The 13,903-nt window shown below is 49.2% G+C and carries 15 protein-coding genes and 1 tRNA gene; 8 read left to right on the forward strand and 8 right to left on the reverse strand.

The window, feature by feature from the left end:
• Positions 1 to 518 precede the first annotated feature (518 nt).
• Positions 519 to 1,004 (forward strand): NUDIX domain-containing protein, encoded by a 486-nt coding sequence (locus LPQ35_RS08720; RefSeq protein ID WP_193808386.1) that lies wholly within the window; start codon positions 519 to 521, stop codon positions 1,002 to 1,004.
• An 8-nt stretch (positions 1,005 to 1,012) separates the two neighbouring features.
• Here the strand turns inward: LPQ35_RS08720 and LPQ35_RS08725 are convergent, their stop codons facing one another.
• Positions 1,013 to 2,158, reverse strand: a complete 1,146-nt coding sequence (locus tag LPQ35_RS08725) for an aldo/keto reductase (RefSeq protein ID WP_203219035.1) — start codon at positions 2,156 to 2,158, stop codon at positions 1,013 to 1,015.
• A 217-nt stretch (positions 2,159 to 2,375) separates the two neighbouring features.
• Here LPQ35_RS08725 and LPQ35_RS08730 point away from each other — a divergent pair, with 217 nt between their 5' ends.
• On the forward strand, positions 2,376 to 3,131 hold the full coding sequence (locus LPQ35_RS08730; protein WP_193808388.1) for an MBL fold metallo-hydrolase: 756 nt from the start codon (positions 2,376 to 2,378) through the stop codon (positions 3,129 to 3,131).
• Between the two features lie 76 nt (positions 3,132 to 3,207).
• Here the strand turns inward: LPQ35_RS08730 and LPQ35_RS08735 are convergent, their stop codons facing one another.
• The gene (locus LPQ35_RS08735) at positions 3,208 to 3,513 is read right to left on the reverse strand and encodes a DUF3795 domain-containing protein (RefSeq protein ID WP_193808389.1); all 306 of its coding nucleotides are present in this window, start codon (positions 3,511 to 3,513) and stop codon (positions 3,208 to 3,210) included.
• Between the two features lie 181 nt (positions 3,514 to 3,694).
• Positions 3,695 to 3,767 (reverse strand) — tRNA-Arg (locus LPQ35_RS08740).
• 328 nt (positions 3,768 to 4,095) lie between these two features.
• Here LPQ35_RS08740 and LPQ35_RS08745 point away from each other — a divergent pair.
• The 6 genes from LPQ35_RS08745 (at position 4,096) to LPQ35_RS08770 (ending at position 9,334) form a co-directional block, all read left to right on the forward strand.
• A complete protein-coding gene (locus LPQ35_RS08745) occupies positions 4,096 to 5,397 on the forward strand; it encodes an acyl-CoA dehydrogenase family protein (protein ID WP_193808390.1) in 1,302 nt (433 codons plus the stop codon).
• Positions 5,398 to 5,410: 13 nt separating this feature from the next.
• The gene (locus tag LPQ35_RS08750) at positions 5,411 to 6,157 is read left to right on the forward strand and encodes an acetoacetate decarboxylase family protein (RefSeq protein WP_193808391.1); all 747 of its coding nucleotides are present in this window, start codon (positions 5,411 to 5,413) and stop codon (positions 6,155 to 6,157) included.
• Positions 6,158 to 6,227: 70 nt separating this feature from the next.
• A complete protein-coding gene (locus LPQ35_RS08755) occupies positions 6,228 to 6,767 on the forward strand; it encodes a YbhB/YbcL family Raf kinase inhibitor-like protein (RefSeq protein WP_193808392.1) in 540 nt (179 codons plus the stop codon).
• Between the two features lie 50 nt (positions 6,768 to 6,817).
• Entirely contained in the window at positions 6,818 to 8,452 is a 1,635-nt protein-coding gene (locus tag LPQ35_RS08760) for an aldehyde ferredoxin oxidoreductase C-terminal domain-containing protein (RefSeq protein WP_193808393.1), read from the forward strand.
• 82 nt (positions 8,453 to 8,534) lie between these two features.
• Positions 8,535 to 8,954: a HepT-like ribonuclease domain-containing protein gene (locus LPQ35_RS08765; protein ID WP_193808394.1), complete on the forward strand. Its 420-nt coding sequence runs from the start codon at positions 8,535 to 8,537 to the stop codon at positions 8,952 to 8,954.
• Positions 8,924 to 9,334 carry a nucleotidyltransferase domain-containing protein gene (locus tag LPQ35_RS08770; RefSeq protein ID WP_193808395.1) on the forward strand — a complete coding sequence of 137 codons (411 nt, stop codon included), beginning with the start codon at positions 8,924 to 8,926 and terminating at the stop codon, positions 9,332 to 9,334. The genes LPQ35_RS08765 and LPQ35_RS08770 overlap by 31 nt, the downstream gene beginning before the upstream one ends.
• Before the next feature lie 39 nt (positions 9,335 to 9,373).
• Here LPQ35_RS08770 and LPQ35_RS08775 read toward each other — a convergent pair whose 3' ends face one another.
• The 5 genes from LPQ35_RS08775 to LPQ35_RS08795 are packed head-to-tail and all read right to left on the reverse strand — an operon-like array spanning position 9,374 to position 13,868.
• A complete protein-coding gene (locus LPQ35_RS08775) occupies positions 9,374 to 10,381 on the reverse strand; it encodes a type II glyceraldehyde-3-phosphate dehydrogenase (RefSeq protein WP_193808396.1) in 1,008 nt (335 codons plus the stop codon).
• Positions 10,378 to 10,569 carry a CooT family nickel-binding protein gene (locus tag LPQ35_RS08780; protein WP_193808397.1) on the reverse strand — a complete coding sequence of 64 codons (192 nt, stop codon included), beginning with the start codon at positions 10,567 to 10,569 and terminating at the stop codon, positions 10,378 to 10,380. Before LPQ35_RS08780 ends, LPQ35_RS08775 begins: the two co-directional genes overlap by 4 nt.
• Positions 10,570 to 10,608: 39 nt before the next feature.
• Positions 10,609 to 10,860, reverse strand: coding sequence for a hypothetical protein (locus LPQ35_RS08785; RefSeq protein ID WP_193808398.1), 252 nt, complete (start codon positions 10,858 to 10,860; stop codon positions 10,609 to 10,611).
• Positions 10,848 to 11,981: a radical SAM protein gene (locus LPQ35_RS08790; RefSeq protein WP_193808399.1), complete on the reverse strand. Its 1,134-nt coding sequence runs from the start codon at positions 11,979 to 11,981 to the stop codon at positions 10,848 to 10,850. The genes LPQ35_RS08785 and LPQ35_RS08790 overlap by 13 nt, the downstream gene beginning before the upstream one ends.
• Before the next feature lie 39 nt (positions 11,982 to 12,020).
• Positions 12,021 to 13,868 (reverse strand): aldehyde ferredoxin oxidoreductase C-terminal domain-containing protein, encoded by a 1,848-nt coding sequence (locus tag LPQ35_RS08795; protein WP_193808400.1) that lies wholly within the window; start codon positions 13,866 to 13,868, stop codon positions 12,021 to 12,023.
• Positions 13,869 to 13,903: the final 35 nt, after the last annotated feature.

Raw genomic sequence — 13,903 nt, forward strand, 5'->3', positions numbered from 1 at the left:
AGTACAGCCTGTCGATCGGATGGGTGCAATCGTTGATCTGCTGGTTGTAAGTATTTTTCAGACCATTGTCTTAATTTACAAAACCCTTCGCCCAAATTGACTGGGGGCGACTGGTAGTAATGATCTTTTCGTGTTTTCATGGATAATGCCCCTTCTGTCTCCAACCGGAACTGTTGCATTTCTCGATTATTTGGCGGAAATTGTACTGGCAGAGAAGATTCTTAAGCTGCTCATGCAAGGGGCCATCATTGTAGCATGTTTTCGCCATTAACTGTTTTGATCCATTGGAGGATGGAAAGAACGGATGAATCACAGGAAGTTAATCTGCGTCCAATCACGTTCGGGACAGAATGGGTTTGGAAACTGATACTGAACGAGGAGAGTCATTTCAGTAAACCACCCCCCACAAAAAGGGAAAACTGTCAGGGTGAAATCATGATATCAATAGTGATTTAAGTACAGGGGCCAAGGTTTATAGTCGACTCAAAGTGGAGATGATTGTTTTGAGGATAAGACAGATGGTAACGTTTGAAAAAGAAAAAATACGGTTTAATTATCGGGTGGTTGGGATTGTATTCAACAGGGATTATGTTCTCCTCCACAGAGCAGAGGAGGATGATTTCTGGGCTCTGCCGGGAGGAAGGGTTGAGCTGCTGGAGCCTTCAAAAAATGCGTTAAAGAGAGAAATGCGCGAAGAGCTTGGTGTTGAGGCTCGTGTGGACAGGCTGATCTGGGTCGCTGAGACGTTCTTTAGGGATGGCGGAACGCTCCTCCATGAGCTGGGTCTTTACTATCTGGTGGAGCTCCCCGAAGATTGCTCTCTCTACAGGAAAAGACGGTTTTGGGGGAAGGAACATGTAGAGGGAGAAAAAGAAATCAGGCTGATTTTTGAGTGGTTCTCTCTTGATGAGCTGGAAAATCTTCCGTTATATCCGGGGTTCTTGAGGAAAGCATTAAAAGATCTCCCTCAGACCACGCAGCATATAGAGGTGTGGGAAATTTGAAAGAAAGGTCAAAGAGCATCCAGAGAGATTACTCTTCGCAGCCGGGCCTGGATGTCCTTCAGTTTTTCACCAACTCCCTCTTTATCCAGCTCCTTCCTCAAGCCGTAGAGCTCATAGAAAACCGGCAGTATCTCCTTTTCCGCAATAATGCCAAGGGAAAGTGCGGTTTCAATAACATATATTAAATCAACGAAGGCCTTTTGGGGTTCCGGGAGAGGCCTAATGAGAATTTGTTTTATGGATTCTTTCTGCTTCTGCCTCAGCCACTCATCTTCTCTCTTAAAGAACTCCTCCAGCTCTCTCAAGTCCTCTTTGGGGATTTCCCACTCGCTCGCCTCAACGTTCTCCTCCAGATGCTCTACCGTTGAAGGGCCGGTTAGAGCACATATCACTCCTTCATGGGCAAGGACCCAGGCGATGGCAACCTGCACTGGAGTTTTACCGTATTTTTCCCCCAGCTCGGCAAACTTTCTGGCAATTCTCAGGCCGTGTTGAAAACGCTCCCTCTGGAAAAGCGGGTCTAAATAGCGTATATCTCCGGGTTCAAACTTTTGGTTTTCTTTAAACTTTCCTGTGAGCAGGCCTCTCCCCGTTGTGCTGAAAGCAATGATTCCCAAATTGTATTTCTTATAAAGGGGCAAAAGCTTTTCGTAGGATTCCCTCGCAGCTGCACTGAACTCGGCGAGAACTGAGAAAGGCTTTCCAAGCCTGCAGTATTCCTCCGTGACATCTATGGGCAAGTGCCCAACGCCGTAGTATCGAATCTTCCCCTCTTCAACGAGCTCCTCCAGCGCTTCAACCGTTTCTTCAATTGGCGTGGCTGGATCATGGAAGTGAACCTGGTAGAGGTCGATGTAATCGGTTTGCAGTCTCCTGTGGCTCTCTTCACAGGCTTTTCTGATGTAATCTCTGGAGAGGTCTGGCTTTATGTTCCCCCTAACCCCGACTTTCGTGGCTATATAAACCTCTTCACGGAATGGCTTTAATATCTCCCCCAAAATCTGTTCAGCGTTTCCGTAAGCCTCTGCAGTGTCAAAGAAGTTAACTCCAAGTTCATGGGCACGGTAGATCGTCCTCTTAAACTCTTCAAGATCTTTTGCTCCATAAACCCCGCTCAGAGCATAGGTCCCAATACCAATTTCGGAAATTTTCAAATCTCCATGCTTTCGATGCTTCATGAATGGTGCCTCCTGTGGATTAAATCGAAGCTAACACTTCCAAGACAGTGTTAATAAAATTCTTCACGTCTTTTTCGATTTCTTACCTTAAATAAATTGATTTTTTCTGTATTAATTGCCTAAAACTTTATAAAGCTTGTCAAAAATCGCAGTTGCCTACCTTGGATGCAATTGATTCGGAGGAAAAACTGAGATGGACATCATCATACTGGGCTCTGGGGTGTACAGTGGCACTCCAAAACCTTTATGCAGCTGTGAGAACTGTTTGAGAGCAAGAAAATTTCCCTTATATAGGAGAACGCGCTTTTCAATATATATTCCCGAAATTAAAGCGCTGATAGACCCTTCACCGGATCTGCACTATCATTTAGGGCGTATTAACGAGAGAATCGAGCACGTCTTTATCACACACGCTCACTTCGATCACATAGGTGGTCTACCTGAGCTGCAGATTTTCAGGCACATCAAATTTTACGGACACCATAAGACGCTTGAAGCGGCCAGAGATCTACAAAAACGCTTTGTTGGGGAGAGCAGGTGGAACTGGGAATATTTTCCTTTAGAGTTCAACAGATGGTATGACTTTGGCTTTATGGTTTACCACTTTAAAGTTGTCCACGAGCCTGTGGAAGCGGCGGGAGGCTTTATACTTTGGGTTAAAAACAAAAAGTTAGTGATTACTGGTGATACAGGCCCGGAGATACTTGATGATGCCATCACAGTGGAAAAAATCAAAGGTGCTGACCTGCTTGTTGCGGATATGACGCATAAACACTCAATTCCGAAGGCCCATCTTGGAGTTGACGATGCGGTAAAGCTGGCCCGGGCGGTCGGAGCAAAGAAAACTGTCTTTGCCCACATAAACCACACTAACTACACACACGAAGAGCTTGAAGAAAGAGTAAAGCCCCATCTGGTGGCAAGAGACTTCACGCACATTCTGATTTAGCCGGCCCCACTTTTACCGTAATTTTTTGGCAATCTCATTGCACTCTTCTGCTTTCATTAATCTCCTTCTGTGGAGATCAGTCCCTATTCTGTGCCATTTTATTAAGCAAAGCAACCCTCTCTTTCACAATTTTCCTGTGCTGTTCTTCTGTCAGTGTGGGAGCTTTATTGCTCCAGAATATGTCGCATGGGATCTCATTACATTGCCCGCAGTGCTCCAGCCCTTTTTCAATCACACAGCACTCATAAAAATCACAAACCCTAAGCCCCACGTCGTGCAGCCAGCTGGGTTTTCCCTCTATGGCATAACACCCTTCGCACCCATTTCCATACATCGTGCAGTTGCTGCATGCACATCCACAAACTCCAATAACGTTTTCCATGATGAACCCCCTCAGGTTTTCAATGTCTGTTTAATTCCCATCTTAAACTTTCCCTTTCACAGGAGATGCATCCTAAACCTCCCTCTCCGTTTTCAGTCGCCAGCCATCTGAGCCATTGGGGTTGAAAAAAGCGAATACTCTTACAAAATAGCCCTGCAGGGACTTGCGCCTGAAGTAAAAGTGCCCCGGCCGGGATTCGAACCCGGGTCCGGGAGTCCGCAGCCCCCGAGGATATCCAGCTACCCTACCGGGGCACCTGCTTCACCCCAGCACGTGAGTTTAAAAAAGGGTTTCGGAGGTGGGATTGAGAAGGTTGCATTGTGGCTGAGTGCATGGTTGACATTCTTGTTTATTTGTGAGTGATACCTCCCCCGGATGAGTTTGCTTATCGCCAAGCCAAAGACGGTGCAGTCAGGATCACCCCTAAGTGGGATTCGCGAGATCAAGATTTGTTTTCCACAAGGCAGCATTTCACCTCGCTATGGATTTTTGAACTCTGCCACGCAATTCTGCATCTTCGGTAAAAATCCTGCATTAATTTTCAGTAAAAATAATTATAAATTCTCCCGTCAAGTTAGGTTCATGAAGTTTCTCGACCTCGACGAACTCAGCGAGGAGGACAGGCTTCTGAAAGAAGAGGTGCACCGCTTTGCTCTGGAGGTGATGAGGCCAGCGTCCATAGAACTGGACAGAATGGAACCGGAGGAGAGGATCAAACCCGGCTCCCCGTACTTCAAGGTTTTCGGGGAGATGAAGAGGCTCGGTTACCACAGGATAACAATCCCGGCGGAGATGGGCGGTGTGGATCTAACTCCCCTCCAGAGGTACATGATAATGGAAGAGCTCGGGTGGGGGAGCCTGGGACTCGCAACAGCAATAGGCGTTGATCAGATTCCGTTTGCATGTGCTGCACTCTTCGGCCCTCCTGAAATTTACGATGAGCTTGTGGTTCCCTGGCTTGAGGATGACAGGGGGAAATACCACGGATGCTGGGGCGTGACCGAGCCTGAGCACGGCAGTGACTACCTTATCGCTCTGAGAGAGGATGAGGATCTCGTGAGAAGGTTTGGAAAGGGCAATGTTGTCGCTGAAAAGGATGGAGACGAGTGGATAATCTCGGGCCAGAAGTCTGCATGGGTCTCTTCAGCTCCCGTAGCCACTCACTGCGGGTTGCATGCCCAGCTAAAGGATGGAAAAACCCTGCTCGACGGGCTGTTCTGCATCGTGCCCCTCGATGTGGATGGGGTGAGGAAGGGTAAGCCCGCGGACATGCTCGGAATGAGAGACGACCCGCAGGGAGAGCTTTTCTTTGACAGCGTGAGAATTCCTGAAAGCCACGTTGTTGTTGCCCCAGGCTTCTTTTACGGGGTGTTTCTTGACCAGCTTCTCTGCCTGACGAGCTGCGGGATGGGTGCTTTCGCGGTAGGTCTTGCGAGAGCTGCGTTTGAGGAGGCTTTGAGCTACGCGAGGGAGAGGGTGCAGGGGGGTGTGCCGCTCATCAGGCACAAGAACATCAGGCTGAAGCTCTACGAGATGTTCGAGAAGATAGAGACCGCAAGGTACTACGTTCGCAAGGTCACCGAATACACCCACCGCAGGATAATAGACGAGAGGACCGCCGATGCATCTCCAAGACATGCGAGGGCGGCGCAGATATATGCCAAGAGGATTGCATTTGAGGTGGCCAACGATGCATTGCAGATTTTTGGCGCCTCTGGGCTCAGCAGAGAGTTCATTGTCGAGAAGCTGTTCAGAGATGCAAGAGCCCTGCAGATCGAGGACGGGACTGTGGAGGTTCTGAGCCTTGAAGCAGGAGAAGATGTTGTTGAGAACTACGAGAAGGACTACTACGATGTTGAGAGAGTTTCGAGATGGTATGAGTAGGAGGTGGTGGAATATGCTGAGGGGAATTCCGTTTGATTCTCCGCTTTACGAGGTGGATGAGGAGAGGGGGATAGAGTACAGAAACTGTGAAGCAATAACTGCCTTTTTCACAATAAAGGGTGACGTGAGCGAGATCCTGCCCGAAGGCCTGAAGCCCTACAGCGACCCGCCGCAGGGAGGGGTATGGATTTCCCACTACTCGTTCAGCACCCTCGGGGAGTACCGGGAGTTCATAAGCACGATTCAGGTTGAGGATGAGAGTGGTGACATGGGCTATTACATCCCGTACATTTACGTCACCAACGACGCTGCAATGGCTGCTGGCAGGGAGATAGCCGGAGCTCCGAAGAAGCTGGCGAGGATAGATCTGAGGAAGAGCTATGATGTCGTTCAGGGCATCCTCGAGAGACCTGAGGGAACGAGACTCGTCACATTTACGATGAAACCTTCGGCCAGAGCCACAGGAGGGCTTATTGACCTGGTTCTGCCCAAGCCCACGTACCTGTACTCCGTCAGGCACCTCCCGCCGATAAACGGGAAGGGCGGTGTGACCCAGCTTGTGAAGTGGTATGCGGACATAGACTTTCACACCGATCCAAATGGGGAGAAGGTGGTTTTCGCCGGAACTGCGAGTGTGAGCTACGATGTGCCCTCTTCAATTGATCCAGTGCATAAAATCGAGATAGATGAGGTGCTGCTCGCCATATACTTCCAGTTCGACATGAAGCTGGGGTTTATGGACATAGTGAGGGACTACTGATCTGATATGCCCTGATAAACTCTGGAAACCTTCATTTCATCAATCCCGGCATGAGTCATGGGGGAGGAGTATGAGGCGTGTGCTTCTGCTTGTGGCTCTCCTCGCAGTATTGCTCTCCGGATGCTCGACTGAAGAAAAGAAAGCAGAGGAGAATCTCATCGTTAAAACCGTATTTAACGAGGGGAGTGAAATTCCCAGAAAATACACGTGTGATGGGTTGAACACAAACCCGTCTCTGCACATCGGTGGGCTCAAGAGCGAAGTTAAGAGCCTGGCGGTAATAGTGGACGATCCGGACGCCCCTTCCGGTGTGTTCACCCACTGGATTGCCTGGAACATCCCTCCTGTGGGTGAAATACCCGATGAAATCCCCAGAGAGGGTGTGGTCAGTGCCCCCGTAAAAATGGTTCAGGGCGTCAATGATTTTGGAAGGCTCGGTTATGATGGTCCGTGCCCCCCTGAAGGTCAGAAGCACCGCTATTTCTTCAGAGTTTATGCTCTCGACACCACGCTCGATCTGAATCCCGGGGCGAGCAGGGAGGAGCTGGAAAACGCCATGAAGGGTCACGTGATTCAGTACGGGGAAATCGTCGGGGTTTACAGGAGATGAGTTTACTATCTAGTGCCATAATTTATCTACTTGTTTTTCAATAATCCATCATGAACCTTGCCCGTGTGGATCTGAGCAGCAGGGATGTCAGGATTTCGAGAATTTCGGAGAGGGACGAGAGGGAGCTCATAGGTGGAAAAGGCATAGCCACGAAGCTTCTGCTCGGCATACCGCCAAAAATCGACCCCCTGTCACCTGAGAACGCAATTATATTTGCCGTAGGGCCAGTAAACTCCTTCAGACTGTCCGGAGCCTCAAGAATGACTGCTGTTTTCAAATCCCCCTTAACGGGCGGTTATGGCGAGAGCCAGTGCGGTGGTTTTGCACCCCATGAAATGGCACTGACGGGAATTCACCTTCTCATGCTTGAGGGCAGGAGTGAGAGACCGGTTTACCTGGTTGTTGAGAATGGGGGTATCGAGATAAAGTCCGCAGAACACCTCTGGGGGCTTGATGCGTTCGAGACTGAAGAGGCGCTCAGGAGAGATGAAGGCGGAGAGGTAATCGCCATCGGGCAGGCTGGCGAGAATCTGGTAAGATTCGCCTGCATAACTCACAGGAGGGGCAGACAGTTTGGGAGAGCTGGAGGAGGTGCGGTTCTCGGCTCGAAAAGAGTGAAGGCCATCGTCTTTAAAGGAGACGGAAAGAGCAGGGTTGACACGGAGTTTGAGGAGTTTCTTGACATGCAGGTGATTTCAAAGCTATCCGCTCTGCAGGAGTACGGGACGCCGAACATCATGTGGCTGGTGAACAGATCAAAGAGCCTGCCTTCGTATTACTGGGAGGAGTCCGAGTTCGACATTGAGGGCATTGACGCTGAGGCGATGCTCAGGTACTTTGTCAGGAGAAACGCCTGCTTTGGCTGCAGGGTTGCCTGCGGAAGGATAAGCAGGACTGAACAGGCTGAGGTTGAGGGGCCCGAGTACGAGACGCTCTACTCCTTCGGCTCCTTGCTCGGCAACTCTGATCTGAAATCCATAATTGAAGCTAACGAGCTCGCCGACAGGCTGGGAATGGACACAATATCTCTGGGAAACGCTATCGGCTTTGCGATTGAGCTGAGCAGGCTTGGAAAGATTAACGAGAATCTGGACTTTGGTGAAAGCCAGAAATACGTCGAACTCGTCAGAAAGGTCGCTTTCAGGGAGGGCATTGGAGACATGCTGGCAGAAGGTGTTGCGGGAATGGAAAAGCTAACGGGAGTTGAGGGTGTGCACGTGAACGGACTTGAGCCTCCTGCCTACGATCCCCGAGGAATTTTCGGCGTGGCTTTGGCATATGCAACCTCCCCAAGAGGAGCCTGCCACATGAGGAGCTGCGCCTACAGGCCAAACCTTGCCGGGCAGCTAAACAGGCTCTCCCCGGAAGGGCAGGCGAGGCTGGTTAAGGAGCTTGAGGATTTCTACGCTGTTGTTGACAGCCTGGTTTACTGCCGCTTCCTCACACTGCCGCAAATAGGGATGGGCTGGGAGGATGTGGCAAGGCTGCTGGAGATTGCGACGGGCAGGAGATATGAGGTGGAGCAGCTGAAAAGGATAGGCCACAGGATACACAGCTTAGCATGGGAGTTCAACAGGAGGGAGGGGATCGAGTATGGAAAGATGCCTTCCAGGTTCTTTGAGTACGGGCTGAGTAGAGAGGACTTCGAGAGGATGCTTGGAGAATACAGAAAACTCAGGGAGTGAGCTTCAGCACTCTCAGTTAACCATTGTCTTTTCTGCCTTGCATCAAAAAGACCAAATACTAGGGGTTTGCAGATTTGGGGTTGTGAACGAAAAGAGGGTAGCAAGATATCTTGACAAATTGGGGCACATGAAAGAAAGGATTGGAGATGTTATTGCGTGGATCGATGAGGCAGAAGAAGATAAGAAATCAAGACTTGCAGTTTACAAAGCCTTTCAGGAGGCCGTTGAGGCTGCTTGTGATCTCATATCCATGTCTTTGAAGGATTCCGGGTATCCGCCAAAAGACGATTACTCTAACTTCGAAAAATGGGGAGAACTGGCTGACAGGAGAATATCCGACTGCCTGAAGGTGGCAAATGGTTTGAGGAACAGGCTCGATCACCATTACAACGGGCTCGATGATAAACTCGCTCTCGATTCGATGAGGGACATCATACCTTGTCTTGAGGAGTTTATTCAGGTGATGGGGTCATGGCTGGAAAAGAAGTTGCAGACCAAGTAGCAAGGGATTTTGAATTTCTCAAAGATAGAGTGCTCGCGGTTCTGATTTTCGGTTCGGCGGTAAGTGAAGCAGAAGCGGGAGATGTGGATGTGTGCATAGTCGCCCCCAGTGGTTTTGACCTCAGGGAGGTTTTCATGAGGGTAGACGTCGCCGGAAAGAATTACGATGTGTGGCTTTTCGAGGAGCTGCCGCTCTACATGAAGATGGAGGTTATCCTAAACCACGTGGTTGTGTACTGCAGGGACATTTTAGAGCTTTACGAGTACTTTTACTTTTTCAGAAAGCTGTGGAAGGATCAGGAGAGGAGAAACCGGTTGACAAAAGAGGAACTTGGAGAAATGCTTAGAGCATTCGCAGGAAGACAGAGAAGATCAGCGTAAACCCGGACATTCCCACCAGAGGTTAAAAAAGAAAGTGGGTCAGACAATCCCAAGCGTCCTGTTTGTTTTCTTTATGCTCTCCCACTTGTCGGCAAGCTCAAACATCGCTCTTATTGCGTCGATGTTTTCTGGCACAACTATCGCCTCCTGATGGATTGCCTGGGTTATGTAAAGCTCGCCATCGTGGAAGTTGATGCTCTCTCTCCAAACAGCGTTCTCGAAAAGATCATATCTCAGCCTGTACTCTCTCGCAAATTCTATTATTTTGGCAGTAGAGGTGAATCCCTCCTCCTTGGAGAACAGCATTATCCTTGGCTCCTCCTCGAACCTCGCTATGACGTCATCCGGATTCACATCGCCATCTATCTCGACAGCTATGCTGTGCAGGTGCATGAGCGTCGTGGGAACCTTGAAAGCCGTGGTCACAATGTTCACGTCTGGAAGCACAGTCTTAACGTCCTCGGCATGATGGGATGGAAGCTTTACAGGATCAGGCATTATTCCATTCACGAGTCCCTTCTTGTCTTCTTTGGGATCCACAACTCTTCTTATCATCGTCGCCCTCACCTTCTTCAGGCTGTACATGTCCTTCAGAATCGACAGAACTCTTGCAAGGCCTGTTGTGTTGCAGCTCACAACCCTTACAAAGTTCTTGCCCACAGCATCGTCGTAATTCGCAAGGGCGCTGAACGAAGCCTCAGCAATATGGGCCTTCTCCCCGCCCTGGAATATTGCCTTGACTCCCGCTTTTTCATACAGTGGCTTGTTCTCAGCCCCGACCTTTCCGGGGGAGCAGTCAACAACGATGTCGGCCTTCTCAAGCAGATCCTCAATTGTGCCCTCGACCTTTATTCCGGCGTTTTCGAAAGCCTCAACCCTGTCCGGGATTGCCGCGTAGAGCGAGTACTTTTCTGCCCCCATCCTTGCCTCAAAATCTGGCCTGGTTTTGGTAACTCCGACGACTTCCATATCTCCCTGAAGGCTCACAGCATCTGCAACCCTTTTTCCAATTGTCCCGTAACCGTTTATCGCAACCTTAACCTTCATTCTCCACCCTCCACAACGATTTTATGACCTCTGAAGTCCATCAACACTATTCTACCCTCAACCTCGCCATATTCGCCAAGAAGACCCCACATTTTAATTTTTCCGTTTTCGACCTCTATCCTGACAACGTCTTCCATCACGACTTCCTCTTTTTCTCCCTTCTTAAGAATGACCTTTGACTCGCACATGATTTAGAATGGGGTTCAGAATACTTAAACTCTCCTTTCTCAACCTCCTGCCCTTTTCGACATGAGCTTTTCGCGGAATTTCTCAAGCATCTTTCTTTCCGGAAATACCACTCTGTAGAGTTTCAGACCAAAATGGGATTTTCCGCAGCTTTGAATAATGATATTCCCCTGAGTGGTCTCAATTCTGTCATTGTCGACCTTGAACTTCAGATCCAGCTCTGCAAGAATGTCCTTGATAATTTTCAGGATCTCCTCTTTGCTTATGCCGGTTATTATCTCTATAGCACACACCTCGCAATCTTCGAACTGTAGAGGCACTCGGAGCATGAGATGTTATTTGCGTAGCAGTCTATGTTATTCTTGGCATACCAACATCCCGCAACATAGGGGCAGTCAGCACACCACGGGAAACTGTCGCTCATACCCTTCCTCAGCCTTTCGAATTCAGATATTTTCTGGAGTGCATCATCGATTTCCTCTTTATTCAGATCAGACACGACAAATTCTCTGATGTCCTTCCAGTGATTGTTGACGAATTCCCTGTGGCTGTATGCAAAGCTCATGCATGAGGACACCTTTCCATCTGCCCTGACAAAAACTACGTCTTTGTACGGACACTCTCTTTTTTGTGAATCCCCGAAAAACTCTGCTTTCTCCAGCTTTACGCCATAATCTTTTGCAATTTCTTCACACTCCATGACCGTCTTTTCTGCTTTTCTGGCAAGGGCAATTCGGTCTCTGCTTTCGAGAATGTAGAGCATGTTTATTGAATACCCCCTGTCGTAGATTTTTTTAAGGATTTTCTGATATTCTTCCTTGTACATGCCCCTGCCTCTGCTCCAGTCCTTTATTGCTCTGATGATGAAATCTCTGTCGAGTTTTTCGACCTCCTCCACACAGAATCTGCTACCCTCAAAGTAGAGGGCCTTGCTGTATATCTCCCTGTTGCCTGCAACGACATTCGTCAGCTGGACTGATGCTCCGTAACGTGCAGAAATCTCAACGAGTTCTTTCAAAACCTCTATGTTGTCCCTTGTCACCACGATCTGGGTTACTGCCTTTTCTCCGACCTTTTTCAGCTTCCTTTCGATGCTCTCGAACACGAGCCCCCTTCTGTGCCTTGCGTCAAAGTCTATCGATATTGCAAGTCTGTCAGCCATCTCGGCAACTTCCTCAAATCCGGTGTCAACCATTCCGTTTGTGCTGATCAGGATTTTTCCATTCATCATTCTGAGTATCTCCTTGAGGTGTGGATTGAGAAGGGGTTCGCCATATCCATAAATAACGACCTCATCAGCGTCGCCAACCTTTTCAGCGACAGAAAGGGGCACGTTTCTTGCAAGATCTCTTTTTCTGAAGCAGTATTCGCAGTTTAAGTTGCAGGATGTGGTTACCTCAAGCTGAATTTTCATTGGAAAAAATTGGTTGAAAATAGAATATATAATTTTACGCTAAGATATTCCGAGAGCTTTCAGTTTCTCCTCCGTCGGTCTGCCGTTGACCCACCCTCTCAGTCTGTAGTATTCTTCTTTCATCTTTTCGAACTCTTCCCTGCTCACGACCTGTCCCTTGGTTGGTCCGTTCTGGACAGACTCTTCGAAGAGTCTTCTCGGCAGCGTATCGTCCTTTCCATCGAATCCGAATTTGTTCATTATCACTCTCTCGAGGTTGTAGATTCTCTCTCCGATTGTCAGCACATCATCTGGAGTTATGTCCCATCCGGTAACTCCCGAAAGAAGGCTCGCGTAGTCATCTGCGCCGAGGGCAAAGGTTGTGAACAGGCAGTTGACCGTCGAGTTGACCGTTGAGGTGAAGTCCTGGAACACCTTCACCCACTGGGCCTTCCCTTCGTATGTAAGCGGGTCGATTTTCTCAGGCAGCCCCAGGATCTCTGGACTCACTGTGTAGCCTGTGACGTGGCATCCTCCTCTGTTGGCTGTGGCGTAGTTCAGTCCAATTCCCTTGATGCCTCTGGGATCGTATGCCGGCATCTCAAGACCTTTGACGCTCATGGACACATCCATGCCGAACATCTCTTCCATTCTCTTTGAGCCGAGTGCGAGGTACTTGCCAATTCCAATTCTGTAAGCTGTCTTCCAGACACCATCAACCAGAGCGACAGGGTTGCCGAAAGTATATTCTATGCCCTGCGTGTCTTCGGGGGTGAGCTTGCCCTTCTCATAAAGCTCCATCGCGCAGGCTATTGCAGAGCCCATCGAGATTGTGTCAAGCCCGAGTTCGTCGCAGAGGTGGTTGGCCTTTATAACCGCTTCGAGGTCAATAACGCCTGTATCATTTCCGAGGCTCCAGATGGATTCATATTCTGGCCCCTCGGAGTCTATAATCTGGAATGGGCCCGTTTTCACGGATGTGGCTCTCGCACATCCGATAGCACAGCCCCAGCATGCGTGGTTCCTGTCGAGATATTTCTCGGCGAGGGTCTCACCGCTTATGTCGTTCGCCTTCTCGTGATAAGCATCCTGCCAGTTTCTGTATGGCAGAGCTCCACTCTCATTGATTATGTTAACAAGTACGGCTGTACCGTATTTGGGCAGACCCTCTCCGGTAACCGGGTTCTGCTTGATCTTTTCAAGTGCCTTTCTTGACGCTTCCTTGAACTCGTCTGGTTTTGCTATCTCTGGCCTGAAGCTACCTCCTACAACTATTGCTTTCAGCATCTTGCTTCCCATTACTGCCCCCACGCCTGTTCTCCCTGCTGCCCTGTGGTTGTCATTCATTATTGCTGCGTAGTTCACCAGATTCTCTCCTGCTGGCCCAATACATGCCACGCTGATTTTTTCCTCGTATCTCCTCTCGAGAGTGGCAGTTGTGTCAAAAACGTTCTTGCCCCACAGGTCCCCTGCATTTCTCAGCTCAGCAACACCGTCGATTATTTCAAGGTATACGGGCTCACTTGCGGCTCCTTCAATCACGATCATGTCAAATCCGGCGAATTTGAGATATGGCCCCCACTTTCCTCCGCTGTTTGCAGAAGCAACAGAGCCGGTCAGGGGACTCCTCAGCGCCATTACGTGGTATCTTCCGGATTCGGGGAATCCGGGCACTCCAGTTGCCGGGCCTGTACTGAAAATCAGAACGTTCTCCTCTCCAAACGGGTCAATATCTCTTGCAGACAGCCCCTCTTTCTCATATTCCTTCAGGTACTGGTACAGGAGGTACACAGAATAGCCCTTCCCTCCCAGATATTTCTTTGCGACCTCCTCATCGACGTCAATAACGTCTAAGGATCCACTGCTCAGGTCAACTCTCAAAATACTTCCCATAAAACCGTTTGCCATGGATATCACCTGCGTTATATAATCTATCACAATTC

The sequence above is a fragment of the Geoglobus acetivorans genome (assembly GCF_039641995.1).
GTDB lineage: Archaea > Halobacteriota > Archaeoglobi > Archaeoglobales > Archaeoglobaceae > Geoglobus > Geoglobus acetivorans.

What these genes read in the sequence shown, in the direction of transcription:
- LPQ35_RS08720 (WP_193808386.1), top strand. Translation starts at nt 519, where the DNA reads ATGGTAACGTTTGAAAAAGAAAAAATACGGTTTAATTATCGGGTGGTT.
- LPQ35_RS08745 (WP_193808390.1), top strand. Translation starts at nt 4,096, where the DNA reads ATGAAGTTTCTCGACCTCGACGAACTCAGCGAGGAGGACAGGCTTCTG.
- LPQ35_RS08775 (WP_193808396.1), bottom strand. Translation starts at nt 10,381, where the DNA reads ATGAAGGTTAAGGTTGCGATAAACGGTTACGGGACAATTGGAAAAAGG.
- LPQ35_RS08750 (WP_193808391.1), top strand. Translation starts at nt 5,411, where the DNA reads ATGCTGAGGGGAATTCCGTTTGATTCTCCGCTTTACGAGGTGGATGAG.
- LPQ35_RS08795 (WP_193808400.1), bottom strand. Translation starts at nt 13,868, where the DNA reads ATGGCAAACGGTTTTATGGGAAGTATTTTGAGAGTTGACCTGAGCAGT.
- LPQ35_RS08770 (WP_193808395.1), top strand. Translation starts at nt 8,924, where the DNA reads ATGGCTGGAAAAGAAGTTGCAGACCAAGTAGCAAGGGATTTTGAATTT.
- LPQ35_RS08780 (WP_193808397.1), bottom strand. Translation starts at nt 10,569, where the DNA reads ATGTGCGAGTCAAAGGTCATTCTTAAGAAGGGAGAAAAAGAGGAAGTC.
- LPQ35_RS08730 (WP_193808388.1), top strand. Translation starts at nt 2,376, where the DNA reads ATGGACATCATCATACTGGGCTCTGGGGTGTACAGTGGCACTCCAAAA.
- LPQ35_RS08790 (WP_193808399.1), bottom strand. Translation starts at nt 11,981, where the DNA reads ATGAAAATTCAGCTTGAGGTAACCACATCCTGCAACTTAAACTGCGAA.
- LPQ35_RS08755 (WP_193808392.1), top strand. Translation starts at nt 6,228, where the DNA reads ATGAGGCGTGTGCTTCTGCTTGTGGCTCTCCTCGCAGTATTGCTCTCC.
- LPQ35_RS08735 (WP_193808389.1), bottom strand. Translation starts at nt 3,513, where the DNA reads ATGGAAAACGTTATTGGAGTTTGTGGATGTGCATGCAGCAACTGCACG.
- LPQ35_RS08760 (WP_193808393.1), top strand. Translation starts at nt 6,818, where the DNA reads ATGAACCTTGCCCGTGTGGATCTGAGCAGCAGGGATGTCAGGATTTCG.